Genomic DNA, 17578 nt, shown 5'->3' with positions numbered 1-17578 from the left:
TTTAGCATTTTGGTAACAAAAATGCTTTTGGCAAACGCATAACAGGGATTTACAATTTCACTAACATAAAACCCACGCACTCCCCTGTATCTTTATAAAAATTCAATATTATGGCGATAGCGCACTACGATCTTTTTGTAATTGGTACCGGGAATGCCGGTAAACACGTGGCTTATGACGCGGTTGAAGCGGGCTTAAATGTTGCGATTGCAGACAATCGGGAATTTGGCGGAACCTGTGCCAATCGAGGTTGTGATCCCAAAAAGGTTTTAGTAGGCCTCACCGAAATCATCGAGCGCAGCCAAAATTTAAAAGGAAAAGGAATAAAAGAGCTTCCTGAGGTAAGTTGGTCTGATCTGATGGAATTCAAAAAAACATTTACCGGAGCCGTACCGTTCACTACGGAAGAGAAACTGAAGGATCAAGGAATTACGTTGTACCATCAATCCCCAAAGTTTTTAGACGAAAACACGTTGTCTGTGGAAGGGAAGACCGTTACCGCCGATAAAATTGTGATCGCTACCGGTAATACTGCGTTGAATTTGAATATTCCGGGAGACGAACTTGCACAAATTAGTGATGATTTTCTCAAGCTCGAAGCACTGCCTGAAAGTATAATTTTTATTGGCGCCGGTTATATCGGGATGGAATTTGCCCATATTGCTGCACGCTGCGGGGTAGATGTTACCGTTGTTGATGTGAATGCGCGTATACTATCTAATTTTGACGAAGACTTAACGCTTCAGCTTCAAAAAAAATCAGAAGAAATAGGGATAAAATTCCTCTTTAACGCTGAAGCAAAAGCGATCGAAAAATTGCGCAAAAACTATAGATTAACAGTAGATCACAACGGGAAATCAGAAGGACTGAAAGCAGAATTGATCTTTAATACTGCGGGTCGCGTCCCAGCCGTAGACGAACTCGATCTGGATAAAGGCAATGTTGCGTTTTCAAAGAAAGGAGTTGCCGTAAATTCATTTATGCAAAGCACGACGAATCCAATAGTGTATGCTTGCGGAGATGTTTCAGATACGAGTAATTTACCATTAACTCCGGTGGCGCATCAGGAAGCCTATTATGTCTCCAAGAATATTTTAAACGGAAACACCGCAGAGGTCAATGTGCCTGCAACACCTTCGGCAGTTTTTACCATTCCGCAATTGGCGAGTGTGGGACTCACGGAGCAGGAAGCTCAAGAGCAAGGCTATGATTTTATGGTTAAAACCGCTTCGGTTGAAGATTGGTATAACGCCCAGCGCTTGAATGAAAAGTTTTATGCGTATAAAACGCTAATAGATAAGAAAACCGGACAAGTTCTAGGAGCACATTTGCTAGGCAGTGAAGCCGCAGAAACCATCAATCTTTTTATGATGGCGATGCACAGCAAACTTGAGGTAAACACCATAAAAGGAATGGTTTTTAGCTATCCCAGTTGGGCAAACGATGTAAAATCGATGATTTAAGAATTTAACCGCTCCCCGAGTTTATTAAACGGATTGGTCGCTCGATTGCGATAGCCATGTAACCCTGCAGTAACAACAAGTAAGACGCAGCCCGCCAAAGCGAAAAAAGCCACACTTTCTAAACTGTCTTTATGCCTGATAAATATGGCAAAAAGTGCCCAGGCACCCACCATTGCAAACTCCCGCATATTACGAAGATTTGTGATCAATAAATTGATGTAAACCGCGATCGTAATTAAAAGCATTGTGAAAATGATTTGTGTTAACTGGCTTCCGGCAAATCCCAGCTTGACCAAAAACGCCGAAATATTTGCAATAGTTGCCACAGCGATCCAACCGCTGTAAATACAAACAGGCCACCATACCAAAGCGATGATCTCTATAGGTGCATCCCAGCGCTCCATATTGGTTTTAAAAACGATTTTTAAAAGCGAGATCAACATCCCGATGATGATCAAAACCGAAAGCCAGACGTAGTCATAGGTAAAAGCAACCACCCAAGCCGTATTTAAAAAGTTGGTTAACGCAAACCAATAACCGGTTTGTTCAATATGCGGCGTTTCTTTTTTACTGAAAAATGCGCGTTTAATTCCGAAAAGGGCATAGGCTATCAGTCCTAAAAAAATCACACCCCAAATCGCAAAAGCATAGCCGGCAGGCGTAAAGAGATTATCGTATTTAGCGCTCATCTCGCCAATGGTCGTATTGTTCCAGCGTTGTGTTTGAGAAAGATAATTGACTACAACGGCGGTAATCACAGATACCAAATTGATTAGGGCTAATTTTTTTTTCATTGAATGGGGATTACCTCATTTTTAGTTATTGCAAAAACCTGATTTCCCGGTTGAGGTTCGAGATAATAGTTTCCGGTAAAGGTACCAAACGCAGGTAAAATCAATTGATTTTCAGTCTTAAAGAAACACGAAAGTTTTAGCACTTGTCGGCCAATTCCGCCCAACCGAATTCCGGGATGTATGTGTCCGCAAAAATTGAAAAAACCTTCACGCTCCTCGGGGTGATGCGTCAATAAAAATCCATTTGATTGAAATTCGCTGTAAATATCAATATCCAAATTCTCATATTTTACAGGCGAAATGATATCGTGATTCCCGGCGATGAGTATCAAGGTTTCATCGCGAGATCGCACCCATTTCTCAAAAAGTTTCCATTCGGTATTTAAACTGCTGTGAAAAAGATCCCCCAAAAAACAAATGGACTGCGCCTGATAATAATCGGCCACGCGTGTGAGTTGGTCAAAATTGGCAGCAACCGCTCTAAGTGGCACTGCGCTTCCATGTTTTCTAAAATGCGAAACCTTCCCAAGATGTACATCAGCGATCAACAGCATGCGCTTCTCATGCCAAAGCATTCCTCCCGAAGGATGCATCGTAAATGTGTTATTCTGTATACTGATCTCTTGCGTCATTGCTTGACAAATTTCAAGTTTTCTTGATCAAATGGCTGTTTATAAAAACAAAAAATCTGCTCGTGATGAGCAGATTTTTCTAGTCGTTCTGTGATGAAATATCTTAATTCATTTGATAATTGAGCATCCAAGTTACGCCAAATTGATCGCGCAATCTTCCGTAGTATGCATTCCAGCTGGTTTCTTGCAATTGAGTTACAACTTGTCCGCCGGCAGAAAGTTTTTCAAATAATTCGTCGGTTTCTTCCTTACTCTCTAAATCCACGCTTAATTGCACCTGATTTCCTTCGGTAAGTGGCGTATCTGGTGCCGCGTCATACGCCATAATATGAATCCCTTTTCCTTCTAATTCGGCGTGCTGCAATTTGTTGCGATAATCTCCGGGAATATCAATTTCTTTGCCTTCATAGGTGTCTTTATTTTTGATCTGACCGCCAAAGCAGTTCTGATAAAAATTCAAGGCTTCCTGACAATTTCCTCTAAAGGTTAAATACGGTTGTACACTTTTCATAACTTTATTTTTTTGGTTTTCCGCAAAGCGGAAAGGATTAGTTTTCTTTGTATTAAAGATACAGAGAACCACTAGTGTTTACAGGCAATAAGCTGTTATTTTAGGCTTAAGGAAAGACTAAAGTTTGTTAAGATCAAAAAGGTACTTCTAGTATTTATCGAGGTACTTCAGCATATTTTTAATGCGATCTTCAAGTTTCTCGCTGCTTAGTTTTTCGCGAAGGCGATCGGTGATGATCGGGAAGGAAAATGGGGTTGCTTTTTTACAGTTTTTGACTACGATCTCTTGTTGTTCAATTCGCTCCAGGGCGATGCGTAAACGGCCTTCTTCCAATTGATGTTCAAAAGTCTCGCGATAGGCTTGTTGAAACAAGAGATTCTCCGGTTCATAATCTCTGAATACTTCAAACAACAACTGACTGTTGCTTTGCAAATGTTTGTTTTTAATGATTTTCCCCGGAAATCCTGTAAAAACCATACCGCTGATCACCGCAATATCTCTGAATTTACGCCGTGCCATTTCGGTGCTGTTTAAGCTTTTCTGCAAGTCTTCAAATAAATAAGCCGAAGTAAACAAGTCGTTATCGAGCACTTGCTGCATGTCTATTTGTTGATCAGAAAGAATTTCAAAACCATAATCGTTAAAAGCGATGCTGAAGGTAATTGGGGACAGTAAACTAATGCGATAGGCGAGCAAACTGCCCAAAGCCTCGTGCACAAAACGTCCTTCAAACGGATAAAAAATATGATGATAACCTTCCCGACTTTTAAAGGTTTCGATCAAAAATTGATCATCAGTCGGTACGATAGATTCTACGCGTTGCCGCGCAAAAATATCTTTGAGGGCTTGCAGTTCGCGTGTTTGTTGTTCAAAAGGCAGGTTTGCTGAGTACAACTCTTCGCGCAGCAATTCGCTCATTTGCGCAGAAAGTGTGAGTCGGCCGCCCATCCAACTCACCACGCGCGCTTGTTTTTTGGTTTTGGCTTTTTTGACCAAAACCTGCATTCCTTTAATGCGGTAGAGCTCGAGATTTCTTCCCGCAAAAGTAAAGACGTCGCCGGGCTTCAGTTTAGAAATAAACCATTCTTCGACTGTACCGATGTAGCCACCTTTTAAATATTTTACCTGAAGCGCCGCATCGCCAACGATAGTGCCAATTTGTAGACGGTGGCGCATCGCTACCGATCTGCTGTTTACTTTGAACTTTCCGTCTTCTTCGATCTCAATTTTTTTATACTCGTCATAGGCTTGCAACGACTGACTGCCCTTGGTAATGAAATTTAAGATCCAACGCCATTGCTCGTCTGACATTGCCTGAAAGCAAAAGGTTTGCTTGACTTCCTGATAAATTTCCGAAGGATAAAAACCGTCTGAAACCGCTAAAGTCGTCAAATACTGAATCAACACATCAAAGCTCAACAAATACGGAATACGATCTTCTACCACTTGATTGATCGCCGCCTTGCCTAGTGCCGAAGCTTCGATCAACTCGATAGCGTGCGTGGGTAAAAAGTAGATCACACTTTCTTTACCGGGCTGGTGACCGCTACGTCCTGCACGTTGTAAAAAGCGCGCAACCCCTTTGGGACCACCAATTTGAATAATGCTTTCCACCGGAGCAAAATCAACACCCAGATCTAGACTCGAAGTACAAATCACGGCTTTAAGGCTTTCGTTGCGAATGGCTTCTTCAACCCATAATCGTGTTTCTTTATTGATGCTGCCATGATGCATCGCCATCTCGCCGGCAAATTCGGGGTGTTTGTGCATCAACTTTTGAAACCACAACTCACATTGCGCCCGTGTATTGGTAAAAAGCAATGTGGTTTTGCTATTATTGATGATGGGAACCACTTCTTCAAGCAAATGCAAACCCATATGCCCACGCCACGGAAATTTTTCCATAGTCTCCGGGATGATGCTTTCTACTTTATAAGTTTTTCCAAGATTGGCTTTAATTAATGCGGAATTTTTAAATGCTTCAGATTCGGGTCCTAGAAGCACCTCGCGTGCCTGGTTGAGATTTCCTATCGTTGCCGAAACACCCCAAGTACGCAACTGCGGCGCGATTGTTTTGAGTCGGGACAAGCCGAGCTCTACTTGCACACCGCGTTTGCTTCCTAAAAGTTCGTGCCACTCGTCAATAACGATAGCAGATGTATTCTTAAAAACCTTGTCATATCCTTTTGAAGTCAGCAATAGCTGAAGACTTTCGGGAGTGGTAACCAGCAAGTCTGGCATTTTCTTTTTTTGCTTCGCTCGTTCGGCTTGGGGTGTGTCTCCAGTACGAATTCCAACCGTTAGTTGGGTTTCCAAACCATCGGCAAAACGTTGGGCTGCCTGTGCAATTTCAATAGAAAGCGCGCGAAGAGGTGTGATCCAAATCGCTTTTAGACCGGGCTTGTGTTTGGTTTTATAATCGGGATTATTTTTGATATAGTCCAATACGAAGGCTACCCATAAGGCGTATGTTTTTCCACTACCCGTAGGCGCATTCAGCAATCCGTTTTTACCTTCTAAGAAAGCATTCCAAGTTTCTTCCTGAAAGGCAAAAGGTTTCCAGCCTTGATCCTTAAACCAAGAAGTGGCAAGTTTATGAAGTTGTTTATGGGTCATTAGGCTTTCTCAGGCTTTGGGATCAATTGTTTTAAATCTTCAAGGGTATTGGCATCCTCAATTTTTTTGTCCTTCCGCCAGCGTAGCATCCTTGGGAAACGGGTTGCAACCCCACTTTTATGACGTTTAGAAGGGGCGATGCCTTCAAAAGCGATCTCAAAAACGTGATGTGGAGTCACGCTGCGCACAGGACCAAAACGTTCTAAAGTATTCTTTTTGATCCATGCATCGAGACTGCGAAATTCTTTATCAGTCAATCCTGAATAAGCTTTGGCAAAAGTCACAAGTTCTTCTTTATTATCGTCCCAAAGTCCAAAAGTATAATCAGTAAATAAGTTGCTGCGACGTCCGTGCCCGCGCATCGCATAGGTAAGCACAGCATCAATGGTAAGGGGGTCAACCTTCCATTTCCACCAGTCTCCTTTTTTACGTCCTACCAGATAGGGCGAATCTTTACGCTTCAGCATTAAACCTTCAGACATCACTTCGCGGCTGCGTTCGCGTTCTTGAGCAGCAGCGTCCCAGCTGTCAAATTCCATGGTTTCAGAAAGATGCAGTGGTAGTGATTCAGTTGTTACTTCAGTATATAATTTTTCAAGGATTTTACGCCTTTCGGCGAAAGCCAGATCGCGAATGTCTTTGTCTTTCCATTCTAAAATATCATAAGCTTTGAGGATAACCGGCGTTTTTTTGAGCAGTGCTTTGGAAACATTTTTACGACCTATACGCGTTTGTAAATCATTAAAGGTGCCAATCACCCCATTTTTAAACGGAAGAATTTCGCCATCTAAAACGGTTCCGTTGGGTAAGGCTTCGACCAAAGCCTCAAACTCGGGATATTTATCGGTAACCAATTCTTCACCACGACTCCATACAAAAAGTTCGTTGTCTCGAATGATCACTTGCGAGCGAATGCCGTCCCATTTATGTTCTGCAAACCACTCAGACACATTTCCTAAATCTTCGGGCTCATCTTCAATCGCATAAGCGAGGTAGAACGGGTAGGGTTTGCTGAGATAATCTGCTTTGTTTTCTTCTAGAATTAGCTCTTGAAAACTTATGGTTTTGGGATCCCAATTCCCCATAAGTTTATAGGCCAAAATATCAACGTCAATGCCGGTAGCCTTGGCGAGCGCCCGCGTCATCAGCTTCTGGCTCACGCCAATACGGAAACTTCCTGTAATGAGTTTACTAAATACAAAACGCTCATAATAGTTGAGGTCGGTCCAGTTTGATCGCAGGTACGCTCGTTTTTCTTCTTCGGGTTTTTTCTTGAGAGCAATAATTTCTTCTAGAAACTGCGTGAGGCTTTTATCGGTACTTTCTTCTGAAGCGGGAATGACCAAAGCAATCGTCTCAGCGAGATCGCCTACAATGTGATAACTTTCTTCAAACAACCACAACGGAATGTTTGCAAGCTCTGAAGCCCAAGTGCGCAGCAACGTTGTATTTACCGGTCGGGGAGGCCTGCGGTGTGAAAGTATCGCGATCGTCCATACTTTATCCTGCGGCGGAGCCACTTTAAAATATTCGGTGAGGGCATCAACCTTGATGTTGGTTTTGTTGGTGCTGTCTATCTTTTTAATAAGTTGGGCAAATGCTCTCATTCCTGTTCTTTTTCAGTTTCTTCTCCTAATTCGCCTTCGTATTGTGTTGCTTCGGTACGCGCATCATACCCTTGTTCTAGCAAATACCGTGTGAAAATATCGGTATAGCCGTGCGTGCTGATGATCTTTTCGGCGCCTGTAGCCTCAACACTTTCTAGTAAACCTTGCCAGTCGCAATGATCGCTTAGGATAAAACCTTTATCGATCGCCCGGCGCCTTCTGGCTCCTCTAAAGGCCATCCAACCACTAGCAGAAGCGGTAACATAAGGCACCATTTTACGAATCCATGTACTGCCATGTGCGCTAGGCGGAGCGACTACAATATTGCCCAGAAGTTCTTCTTTTTTGGTCTCGCGGGTCACGCGCGTGGTTTCTGGCATTGGGCTGAGGGGGCGTATTACTTCCGTCATATTTTCGATAGCACCGTGCGTATAAATTTTACCGATGTCTGTGTCTAAATACCGCAGCAAACGTTGCGCTTTTCCCAGAGAATATCCAAAAATCACCGAGGTTTTACCTTCAGCCTTATTGTCTGACCACCATGTGTTGATATCGTTAAACACTTCGCTTTGCGGTCGCCATTTAAAAGCAGGAAGTCCAAAGGTACATTCAGTAATGAACGTGTGACATTTGATGGGTTCGTACGGAGTGGCGACGCCGTCATCTTCGGTTTTATAATCGCCGGTAAATACCCAGACTTCGCCTTTATGTTCTACGCGAATTTGCGAGCTGCCAATGATATGCCCCGCAGGGTGCAAACTGAATTTTACATTTTTAATCGTAAAGGTTTCGCCCCATTCCTTACCGGTTACGTTGATTTCGCCCAACCTGTGTTTGATTATGGGCACATTGATGTGGTGCGTGATGTAAGCCTTGTGACCCCAGCGGCTATGATCTGCGTGACCGTGTGAAATAATAGCTTTGTCAACCGGTTTCCAGGGGTCGAGATACACATCTGCGGCGGCGCAATAAATGCCTTTGTCATTAAATTGAAGAAGTGGCGCTTTAATGGTTTATTAGTTTTTAAAGGATTCAAACGATTGAATTTTAAAGGTATAAAGTAAGCCTGTAAGCCATAAACCGATTAAGAAAACATTAGCAGGATTTAGCAAAGCTTAGGCTTTTGGCGAGCTGTGACGGTTTTTTGGTTATCCGTTTCCGACAGAGATAAACTGAATTTTAAATTTTAATAAGCGGCTTAAATAATTATCTTTGACCACTTAAAAATTAAACCATGTCTTTTACAGATTTATTTGATAGTGGCGAGCATAGACGTAACCTTGGGCATTTTGCAGCAATTGCAAATATGGCTACGGTAGACGGAGAGTTGAATGCCGAAGAAATTAAACTTTTAAAGCGTTTTGCTGTAAAACTCGATATTGACGAGACTGAGTATGTTGATATTGTAGAAAATGCACGCAGATATCCTATCAATCCTCCTAACAATTCAGAAAAGCGTTTAGAGCGCTTGCACGATTTGTTCAGAATGATCTTTGTAGATCATACGATTGATGATCACGAGCGTTTTTTAATTGAAAAATATGCTATAGGCCTAGGCTTTAGCGCTGAACGTGCAAAACAGTTGATAGAGCGTTCTATTCAGATTTTTCAAGGTGGTATAGACTTTGACGATTACCTATATCTTTTAGATAAGAAATAGATTTAGCATATAAAAATTGCAATGCCCGCTTTAGTCCTTCTAGAGCGGGCATTTTGATTTTTTAGAATTGTAAAGAAGTATAAACTTTTTAAAGGTACTTTCTCTGGGCAGCGCACAAATATTTTATCGTGATTCTAGGGTAAAACGTATATTTAGCTAGAAAACCTATTACTATGCAAGCAACAATTCGCAAAGCCGAAGCCGATGATATGGCACAGGTATTACGCCTTATTAAAGAATTGGCAGTTTATGAAAAAGAACCTTATGCTGTTGAGGTTACTGTAGATGATCTTATTGCGTACGGTACCGGGAACAATGCCGATTTTACCTGCTTTGTTGCAGAACGAGACACGGAGATCCTTGGTATTGCACTGGTTTATTATCGTTTTTCTACTTGGAAGGGACGCACTGTGCATCTTGAAGATCTCATCGTACGCGAGCAGTATCGTGGCGAAGGATTAGGGATGGCGTTATATACCGAAGTGATCAAATACACGTACGAGCTGGGTCTAAAACGCGTAGAATGGGTGGTTCTTGATTGGAATACTTCGGCGGTTGATTTTTATGAAGCTTCAGGAGCAAACGTGATGAAAGAATGGAACACAGTGCAAATGGATACTGAAGCAATGAAAACATTTCTAAGCAAAAAAGGATTGGCATAACTACAGCCTATGGGATTTCAGGTTTATAAATTTGGTGGAGCTTCGGTTCAAAATGCAGAGGGAGTAAAGAACTTGGTGAAGGTTTTAGAGCAAACGCAGGTTGAAGATCTTGTGATTGTTGTTTCGGCGATGGGCAAAATGACTAACGCGCTTGAAGACTTCGTAGCGTCCTACTTTGATGCCAATGCTAAAACCGATACCATCGAGACCGTTGAAGCTTTTCATCACAATATTGCCTTAGAACTATTTGAAAATCCTTCGGCTCCGGTCTTTAAACAAATTCAAGCTTTACTTGAAGAATTAAAAGGCTTTTTACAACGCAACAAGTCACCCGACTATAATTTTGTTTACGATCAGGTAGTGATCTATGGCGAATTGTTAAGTACTACCATCGTAAATGCATTTCTGGAAAAAGAAGGCTACCGAACTACTTGGCACGATGTGCGCGATTATCTAAAAACGGATACCAATTACCGCGAGGGAAAAGTAGATTGGGAGCTTACGATGCGTAACTTAAGTAGAAAACTTCCTAAAAAAGGAATACAGCTTACGCAAGGTTTTATCGCTTCAGATCCTAACGGGTTTTCAACCACCTTGGGCAGAGAAGGAAGTGATTACACGGCTGCAATTATTGCCTACTGCCTCAATGCTGAGCGCGTAACGATCTGGAAAGATGTCCCCGGAGTGTTAAGTGCAGATCCGCGTTATTTTGAACAGGCGACGCTGCTCAACTTTATTTCCTATCAAGAAGCGATAGAGTTGGCTTTTTATGGGGCTTCGGTAATTCATCCTAAAACGCTTCAGCCATTGCAGCGTAAAGAAATTCCGCTTTTTGTAAAGTCTTTTTTGAATCCGGAGCAGCCCGGTACCCAAGTAAGTGTAGGAACTTTAATCGAGCCGTTGATTCCGTGTTATATTAGAAAAACCGATCAGGTACTCATTGCGCTATCTTCTTTAGATTTTTCTTTTATGGCGGAAGAAAATATCGGAGAGATCTTTAAACTGCTGGGAATGTTTAAAATGAAAGTGGATCTGATTCAGAATTCAGCGATTAGTTTTTCGGTGTGTGTAGATAATAAATATAAAAATCTAGATGCGTTGGTGGCTAAGTTGCGTGCCGATTTTAAAGTAACGGTACACGAGAATGTATCCCTATACACACTGCGTCACGCCACAGATGAAGCGCTGGCTAAATTAGAGAAAGACAAAGAAATTCTATTAAAACAAGTGATGCAAAATACCGTTCAGCTGGTGTCTTTATAGCGCGCTTGCTGCGTTTTTTGCTATCTTTGTTTCCTACTTATAAAGTGAGGTTTTGCAAAACGTAAGACCTTGCATCAAAGAAATTATAATATATCATCTTTGCCGGGTGCAAAGATTTTTTTGAATACACAAAGTTCATGGGATTAGTTACCGCAAAAGAAGTTGCAAAGGCAATCAACGTAGATAAATTTGGTTTTGCGGGTACGTTTATGGGATGGACCTTGATGAAAGTGCTCAAGATTTCTAAAGCAAACGAGATCTATGACCGCAACAAACACTTAAGCGATCTTGAGTTTCTCAATGCGATCTTAAACGAATTTGAGATCGATTTTGAAATCCCCGAAGAAGATTTAAAGCGCTTGCCAAAAGCCGGAAGCTACATTACCATAAGCAACCACCCGTTAGGTGGAATTGATGGGATTTTATTACTGAAACTACTCATAGAGCAGCGTCCTGACTTTAAAATTATCGCAAATTTTCTGCTGCATCGCATTAAGCCATTAAAGCCTTATGTGATGCCGGTAAATCCTTTTGAAGATCATAAGGATGCACAATCAAGCATCGCTGGATTCAAACAGGCGATCAGGCATTTGCGCGACGGGCATCCGTTAGGGATTTTTCCTGCGGGGGAAGTTTCTACGTATAAAGATGACAAGCTTATCATTGATAAACCCTGGGAAGAAGCTGCGATGAAACTCATTAAGCGCGCAGAAGTTCCTGTGGTTCCTATTTATTTTCACGCAAAAAACAGCAGGTTGTTTTACCAGCTGTCGCGCATTAGCGATACCTTGCGTACGGCTAAACTTCCTTCGGAATTGCTTACGCAGAAAAAACGTACCATTCACGTGCGTATTGGGAATCCTATTTCGGTTAAAGCACAAAAAGAGCACGAAAGCTTAGAGGATTTCACGGAATTCCTAAGACGTAAAACCTATATTCTTGCGAAGACTTTTGAGAAAAAATCATCGCTTTTGAGCACTATTCCGCAATCTTTAAAAACTCCTAAAGAGCCTAAGAAGATCGCCAACGAAGTTAAAGCCGAACTCATTGAGCAGGAAGTGAACAAGCTTCGTGAGAACGAGAAAAGGCTGTTGCAGAGCAAAAATTATGAGGTGTTTTTGGCTTCCGCAGAGATTATTCCTAATATCTTAAATGAGATTGGGCGCTTGCGCGAGATAACCTTTAGAGAAGTGGGAGAGGGCACTAACGAACCTACAGATCTGGATCGCTATGACCACCATTACCATCATTTATTTCTTTGGGATGAGGATAGCAAAAAAATCGCCGGAGCCTATAGAATGGGGCTTGGAGCGCATATTATGCCAGAACATGGTATCAACGGTTTCTACTTACAAAGCTTATTTAGGTTTGAACCTGAGCTGCATAAAATGATGGGCGAAAGCATAGAAATGGGTCGCGCATTTGTGATCAAAGAGTACCAACAAAAGCCGATGCCGCTCTTTTTATTGTGGCGTGGAATTGTACATACCACTTTGCGTTTTCCTGAGCATAAATACCTTATTGGTGGCGTGAGTATCAGCAATCAGTTTTCAAATTTCTCTAAGTCGCTGATGATCGAGTTTATGCGTTCGCACTATTACGATCCGTATATCGCGCAGTACATAAGACCGAAAAAAGAATTTAAGGTCAAGTTGAAAGATGCCGATAAAGAATTTGTTTTTGATGAGACTGAAGCAGATCTCAATAAGTTTGACAAGATCATTGAAGAGATGGAAACCGGTAATCTACGTCTCCCGGTGTTGATCAAAAAATACATCAAGCAGAATGCAAAAGTGATCGCTTTTAATGTAGATCCCTTGTTTAATGACGCTATTGATGGTCTGATGTATATCAAGATCGAAGATCTTCCGGAAAGTACCGTAAAGCCGGTTCTGGAAGAATTTCAAGCTGAATTAGAGCAGAAGCTGGAGCAGGCACGCAACGAGGACGAGTCGGCTAAAGAATCTTAGTGCTTCGTCGTTCTAGAAGCGCATTATCTTGCCATTTACCATTGCGTTGAGCGATCTTATCGTGAACTCCCAAAAGCTTGAAACCTAACTTTTGATGCACGTGAATACTGGCTTTATTCTGTGGAAAAATATGTGCAGTTAGCGTCCAAAAACCTGCTTGTTCACTCGCTTGAATAAGCGCGTCAAGCAATTGAAAACCTATTCTTTTATTTTGGTGTTGCGGTGCGACATACACTGTGACTTCCGCAACCCCGCGATATACTTCTCGTTTAGAAACCAGACTTAACGCTGCCCAGCCTGCAACCTTATGATCAACCTCAGCAACCAGTCTACACGCTTTGCAAAAACGTAAATCCCAAGCTGCAAATGCTGGAGCCTCCGTTTCAAAAGTTGCAATTTGAGTGTCGATGCCTGCTTGATAGATTTTAGCGACTTCAGGATAATCCTTGGGTTTAAAAGGTCGAATTAGAAGATCCATAGTTTCAGGAATATGGAATGTTATTTTTCACTCTCATCTAAGAATACGGAATCAACAGGCTCCCAAAGTTCAATTTTATTGCCTTCAGGATCTAAGATCCAACCGAACTTGCCGTAATCATATTCTTCCATTTCCCCCACGATCTCGACACCTTCTTGTTTAAGTACTTCTAGCAATTCAACCAAATTTTCAACTCTGAAGTTCATCATAAACTGCTTCTCACTTGGAGAAAAATAGGAGGTGTCCTGCTGAAAAGGACTCCACTGTGTCGAGCATTTATTTCCGTGTTCATCGCGCCACCAAAACGTCCAGCCGTATTGGTCTGTAGGAATGCCTAAATGCGTTTTATACCAGGCTTTAATTGCATCTGGATTTTGAGTTTTAAAGAAAAATCCGCCTAATCCGGTTACTCTGTTTTTCATACTGTATTATTTAGGTTGATGTTTAGGACAATCTATTCTTCGATTTTCAGGGTGAAGTTGCGTGCGTAATTCCATACAAAAAGCATGATTGATTCCGTCTGAGCGGTAGGCTTTGCAATCGTGACACGACCTGCTTAAAGCGACCGTATTTTCTTTCTTCAATTTAGATAGTATGGAAAACAAACTAGTATAAAGCTGCTTTAAATCTTCAGAGGATTCTGTTTCTAAAGCATTGTAGACGGGTGTTGCAGGTTCGTTAAGTTGTGCAACGACTTCTTTACCTTTTTCGGTGAGTGTAATGTGAAAACGCCTGTTGTCTTTATGGTTGAGTACTTTGGTTAAAAGTTTACGTTGCTCAAGCGTTTTTATACAATCACTAATTGTTGCTTTAGTAACCTGAAATTCTTTAACCAGTTGACTTACGGTGTTTTCTGTGGGACCGTGATAGGCAATAAAGAATACTAATTTTTGTTGAAGCGGGGAGAAACCATTTTCTTTTTGGCTCGCCCACTGCAATGTTTTAAAAGCATCAGCCAGCTTATCTAAGGCAGCCGTTGTTTTAGCAGCTAAATCTTTGTTTTGAAAATCAGGATCGTAAATGTGTTGCATAGAAGTGTGTTACCACTCCTAAGTTACAAAAAAGCCTTAAAACCAACGATTTTGCGCCGGTAGTATGGAATCCTATTTAATTGCTAATGCTAGAATTTTGTCAACAATAGTCTGAGCAAGTTTAATCTTGCTTTCGACTGTCCAGCCTGCGATGTGTGGTGTGAGCACTACATTTTCAGCTTGAATTAAGTATTGTAGCGGTTCAGGCATTTGCTCGGTGTCTGTAAATAGATTTTCAAAAGAGAGTTTTTCGTATTCGAGTACATCAAGTCCCGCACCTAAGATCTTTCCACTTTTTAAAGCATTGGTAAGTGCTTCAGTCACTACACTTTTTCCGCGAGCGGTATTGATAAGCCAAAACGGTTTCTTGAATCCGTTAATAAATTCAGTATCTACCATTTTATCGGTAAGGGGTGTCCACGGTGTATGTAAACTCAAAACATCTGCACGTTGCTGAAGTTCTTCTAAACTCACTTGAGTGGCATTCTCATTTCCTAAATTGGGGCGAATATCATAACAAAGCACCTCGCAGTCAAAGCCTTTCAACTTCTTAGAGAATGCATTACCCATATTCCCATAACCTATGAGTCCTACCGTTTTACCTTCAAGCTCCAAACCGCGGTTTTTTTCACGATTCCACTGCCCGGCGCGAACTTCGGCATCGGCTTGCTTTAGTTTATTGAAAAGCATCAGTAACATCCCTAAAGCGTGTTCACCAACTGCATTGCGATTACCCTCTGGTGCTGCGATTAGAGCGATTCCTTTAGACTCCGCATAAGGAATATCTATGCTCTCCAGACCGGCACCCACACGGGCAATGAATTTAAGATTGGTGGCAGCATCAAGAAACTGCTTATCGATCTTAAATCTGCTGCGAATGACTACGCCTTCATACTGCTCGATTTTAGCTTCGATTTCCTCTTTTGAAGATGTATAGTCCTCCTCATTGATATGACCTGCGGCTTGGAGTTGCTCGATCATCAAGTCGTGGTTGCTGTCTATATGTAGAATTCTCATAGTTAAAAGTTGGATGCTTATTGATTAACCTCTTCGTAGTAAGCAGTAAATGTCTCGGGCACACGCATTGGTTTACGGGTTTGCATATTCAGCAGACACCAGTTTGTGATGGAGGTTGCAAGAATTTTGTTGTCTGAAGGTCTAAAGATTTTAGTCCGGCGAATAGAACGAACACCTTCAAACTTTTCTACCCAGGTTTCTATAGTGATCTGTTCGCCTTCAAATGCGGGAGCGTGATATTTAATTGTGTGCTCTAAGGCTACCCAGGCATATTTTTCAAGCATTTCTTCGGTGGAATTATGCTGCCAATGCGCTTCAGCGACATCTTGCACCCATTGTAAATAGATCACGTTATTTACGTGGCCTAAGCCGTCAATTGCTTCGGCAGGAACTGTAATATTGAGCTTAAACGTTTTTGCATTCATCATTGCTCAAAAATACGAAACTCTTAAGGGAGCGTGACTGTTATTAGTGGTTTTGAGAAGAATTTAATACCATTAAAAGCCCAGAATGAGCTTGGCGATTAAAAAGTAGGTGAGAATACCGAAGACGTCATTGCTGGTGGTGATAAACGGACCTGTAGCTACAGCGGGATCGATACCTCTTTTGTCTAATACAATCGGAATGAAAGTACCGATCAAGGCGGCTAAAATAATAACGGCAATGATCGCAACGCCTATGCTTACCGACTCTAAATAGGTGGTTTCAAAGAAAAAATGACTGATAACGAGAACAACCGTTGCGATGGCAAGACCATTAATAATTGCCAAAGCACATTCTTTGAGTAAACGACCTGCAATGTTGCCTTTAAGCGAATCGTTTGCCAATCCTTGAACGACGATCGCACTAGATTGAACGCCTACGTTTCCGGCGGTTGCCTGAATAAGCGGAACGAAAACGAGCAGTTTAGGAAAGGTTTCAAAAATACTGTTGAAACCGGTAATAATACTTGCAGCCCCAAGACCGCCAAACATCCCGATCATCAACCACGGCAGTCGCGCTCTGGTGAGTTTAAACAGGTTATCGTCAGCCTCTACCGTCTGAGAAATACCTGCCGCCATTCGGTAATCTTCATCGGCCTCATCTCGTATAAAATCGAGAATATCATCAACCGTAATACGCCCGAGTAGCACACCGGCATCATTCACGACCGGTACCGCTTCAAGATCATATTTTTGCATAATTCGGGCTACATCCTCGCCGGTATCGTGCACGTTTACCGAATCTACATTGGGTATATAAATGTCTGAAATTTTAGACTTGGCTTCGGCGGTCAGCAGGTCTTTTAAAGAAAGCCTTCCGATGAGATGATCATTTTTATCAACCACGTAAACCGAATGTACCCGAGTCACGTTCTGCGCCTGCGCCCGCATTTTGCGTACACAACCGGCAACCGTCCACGTTTCGCGCACGCGTACGAGCTCTTTTGCCATCAAACCACCGGCAGAATCCTCATCATACCGCAACATCTCAATAATGTCGCGCGCATGCTCTTCATCTTCAATCGCATCAATAACCTGACGCTGAATATCTTCATCTAATTCAGATAAAAAGTCAACCGCATCATCGGTGTCTAGTTCGTTAAGTTCATCTGCAATTTCTTGAGGGGATAGGTTGTCCAGAATTTCTTCCCGATAGCCTTCGTCAAGCTCCATCAGCGCTTCAGAAGTTTTCTCACTATCCAGAAGTTTGATCAGGTAGGTGGCCTCTTCGGTAGAGATCTCATCAAGGATCTCGGCGATATCAGCGTGGTGAACTTCCTCTAAAAGTGCAAGAATACTGGTGTCATCACCAACCTCGATAAAGTTTTCAATTTGCTCTATAAGGTCTTCGGTAAGTTCAAAAGCCATAGTCGCTACTTTATTGAGGGTTTG

General features: G+C 42.1%; 17 protein-coding genes. 5 read left to right on the top strand and 12 right to left on the bottom strand.

The window, feature by feature from the left end; genetic code table 11:
* The first annotated feature begins 110 nt into the window (after nucleotides 1-110).
* Nucleotides 111-1463, top strand: coding sequence for a dihydrolipoyl dehydrogenase family protein (locus tag BUA96_RS03780; protein WP_072980603.1), 1353 nt, complete (start codon nucleotides 111-113; stop codon nucleotides 1461-1463).
* Here the strand turns inward: BUA96_RS03780 and BUA96_RS03775 are convergent.
* The 6 genes from BUA96_RS03775 to BUA96_RS03750 all read right to left on the bottom strand — a co-directional run bounded on the left by BUA96_RS03775 (nucleotide 1460) and on the right by BUA96_RS03750 (nucleotide 8633).
* Nucleotides 1460-2257 (bottom strand): hypothetical protein, encoded by a 798-nt coding sequence (locus BUA96_RS03775; RefSeq protein WP_072980601.1) that lies wholly within the window; start codon nucleotides 2255-2257, stop codon nucleotides 1460-1462. The two genes, BUA96_RS03780 and BUA96_RS03775, sit on opposite strands and share 4 nt — an antisense overlap.
* The gene (pdeM, locus tag BUA96_RS03770; RefSeq protein ID WP_072980599.1) at nucleotides 2254-2889 is read right to left on the bottom strand and encodes a ligase-associated DNA damage response endonuclease PdeM; all 636 of its coding nucleotides are present in this window, start codon (nucleotides 2887-2889) and stop codon (nucleotides 2254-2256) included. Before pdeM ends, BUA96_RS03775 begins: the two co-directional genes overlap by 4 nt.
* Before the next feature lie 103 nt (nucleotides 2890-2992).
* Nucleotides 2993-3400 carry a VOC family protein gene (locus tag BUA96_RS03765; RefSeq protein WP_072981738.1) on the bottom strand — a complete coding sequence of 136 codons (408 nt, stop codon included), beginning with the start codon at nucleotides 3398-3400 and terminating at the stop codon, nucleotides 2993-2995.
* 147 nt (nucleotides 3401-3547) lie between these two features.
* Complete coding sequence (locus tag BUA96_RS03760; protein ID WP_072980596.1) at nucleotides 3548-6016, bottom strand: ligase-associated DNA damage response DEXH box helicase; 2469 nt, start codon at nucleotides 6014-6016, stop codon at nucleotides 3548-3550.
* Complete coding sequence (locus tag BUA96_RS03755; protein WP_072980595.1) at nucleotides 6016-7623, bottom strand: ATP-dependent DNA ligase; 1608 nt, start codon at nucleotides 7621-7623, stop codon at nucleotides 6016-6018. The genes BUA96_RS03760 and BUA96_RS03755 overlap by 1 nt, the downstream gene beginning before the upstream one ends.
* Nucleotides 7620-8633 carry a ligase-associated DNA damage response exonuclease gene (locus BUA96_RS03750; RefSeq protein ID WP_072980593.1) on the bottom strand — a complete coding sequence of 338 codons (1014 nt, stop codon included), beginning with the start codon at nucleotides 8631-8633 and terminating at the stop codon, nucleotides 7620-7622. The genes BUA96_RS03755 and BUA96_RS03750 overlap by 4 nt, the downstream gene beginning before the upstream one ends.
* A gap of 224 nt (nucleotides 8634-8857) precedes the next feature.
* Here BUA96_RS03750 and BUA96_RS03745 point away from each other — a divergent pair, with 224 nt between their 5' ends.
* From BUA96_RS03745 to BUA96_RS03730, 4 genes are all read left to right on the top strand, one after another.
* Nucleotides 8858-9283: a tellurite resistance TerB family protein gene (locus BUA96_RS03745; protein WP_072980591.1), complete on the top strand. Its 426-nt coding sequence runs from the start codon at nucleotides 8858-8860 to the stop codon at nucleotides 9281-9283.
* 173 nt (nucleotides 9284-9456) lie between these two features.
* On the top strand, nucleotides 9457-9945 hold the full coding sequence (locus BUA96_RS03740; RefSeq protein WP_072980589.1) for a GNAT family N-acetyltransferase: 489 nt from the start codon (nucleotides 9457-9459) through the stop codon (nucleotides 9943-9945).
* Between the two features lie 9 nt (nucleotides 9946-9954).
* Nucleotides 9955-11208 carry an aspartate kinase gene (locus BUA96_RS03735; protein WP_072980587.1) on the top strand — a complete coding sequence of 418 codons (1254 nt, stop codon included), beginning with the start codon at nucleotides 9955-9957 and terminating at the stop codon, nucleotides 11206-11208.
* 137 nt (nucleotides 11209-11345) lie between these two features.
* Nucleotides 11346-13178: a lysophospholipid acyltransferase family protein gene (locus BUA96_RS03730; protein ID WP_072980585.1), complete on the top strand. Its 1833-nt coding sequence runs from the start codon at nucleotides 11346-11348 to the stop codon at nucleotides 13176-13178.
* On the opposite strand, the gene BUA96_RS03725 is transcribed toward BUA96_RS03730, so the two are convergent.
* The 6 genes from BUA96_RS03725 to mgtE form a co-directional block, all read right to left on the bottom strand.
* Nucleotides 13165-13656: a GNAT family N-acetyltransferase gene (locus BUA96_RS03725; RefSeq protein WP_072980583.1), complete on the bottom strand. Its 492-nt coding sequence runs from the start codon at nucleotides 13654-13656 to the stop codon at nucleotides 13165-13167. The genes BUA96_RS03730 and BUA96_RS03725 overlap by 14 nt on opposite strands.
* A 20-nt stretch (nucleotides 13657-13676) precedes the next feature.
* Nucleotides 13677-14078, bottom strand: coding sequence for a VOC family protein (locus tag BUA96_RS03720; protein WP_072980581.1), 402 nt, complete (start codon nucleotides 14076-14078; stop codon nucleotides 13677-13679).
* 6 nt (nucleotides 14079-14084) lie between these two features.
* The gene (locus BUA96_RS03715; protein WP_072980579.1) at nucleotides 14085-14687 is read right to left on the bottom strand and encodes a MarR family winged helix-turn-helix transcriptional regulator; all 603 of its coding nucleotides are present in this window, start codon (nucleotides 14685-14687) and stop codon (nucleotides 14085-14087) included.
* A 72-nt stretch (nucleotides 14688-14759) separates the two neighbouring features.
* The gene (locus tag BUA96_RS03710; protein ID WP_072980576.1) at nucleotides 14760-15704 is read right to left on the bottom strand and encodes a 2-hydroxyacid dehydrogenase; all 945 of its coding nucleotides are present in this window, start codon (nucleotides 15702-15704) and stop codon (nucleotides 14760-14762) included.
* A 17-nt stretch (nucleotides 15705-15721) separates the two neighbouring features.
* Nucleotides 15722-16132, bottom strand: a complete 411-nt coding sequence (locus BUA96_RS03705) for an acyl-CoA thioesterase (RefSeq protein WP_009781801.1) — start codon at nucleotides 16130-16132, stop codon at nucleotides 15722-15724.
* 69 nt (nucleotides 16133-16201) lie between these two features.
* A complete protein-coding gene (gene mgtE / locus BUA96_RS03700; RefSeq protein WP_072980574.1) occupies nucleotides 16202-17554 on the bottom strand; it encodes a magnesium transporter in 1353 nt (450 codons plus the stop codon).
* Nucleotides 17555-17578 lie beyond the last annotated feature (24 nt).

Origin of the sequence: Leeuwenhoekiella palythoae (genome assembly GCF_900130045.1) — a bacterium.
Lineage (GTDB): Bacteria > Bacteroidota > Bacteroidia > Flavobacteriales > Flavobacteriaceae > Leeuwenhoekiella > Leeuwenhoekiella palythoae.
The sequence above is the reverse complement of the archived record's forward strand: the minus strand, read 5'-3'. Positions and strand labels throughout refer to the sequence as shown.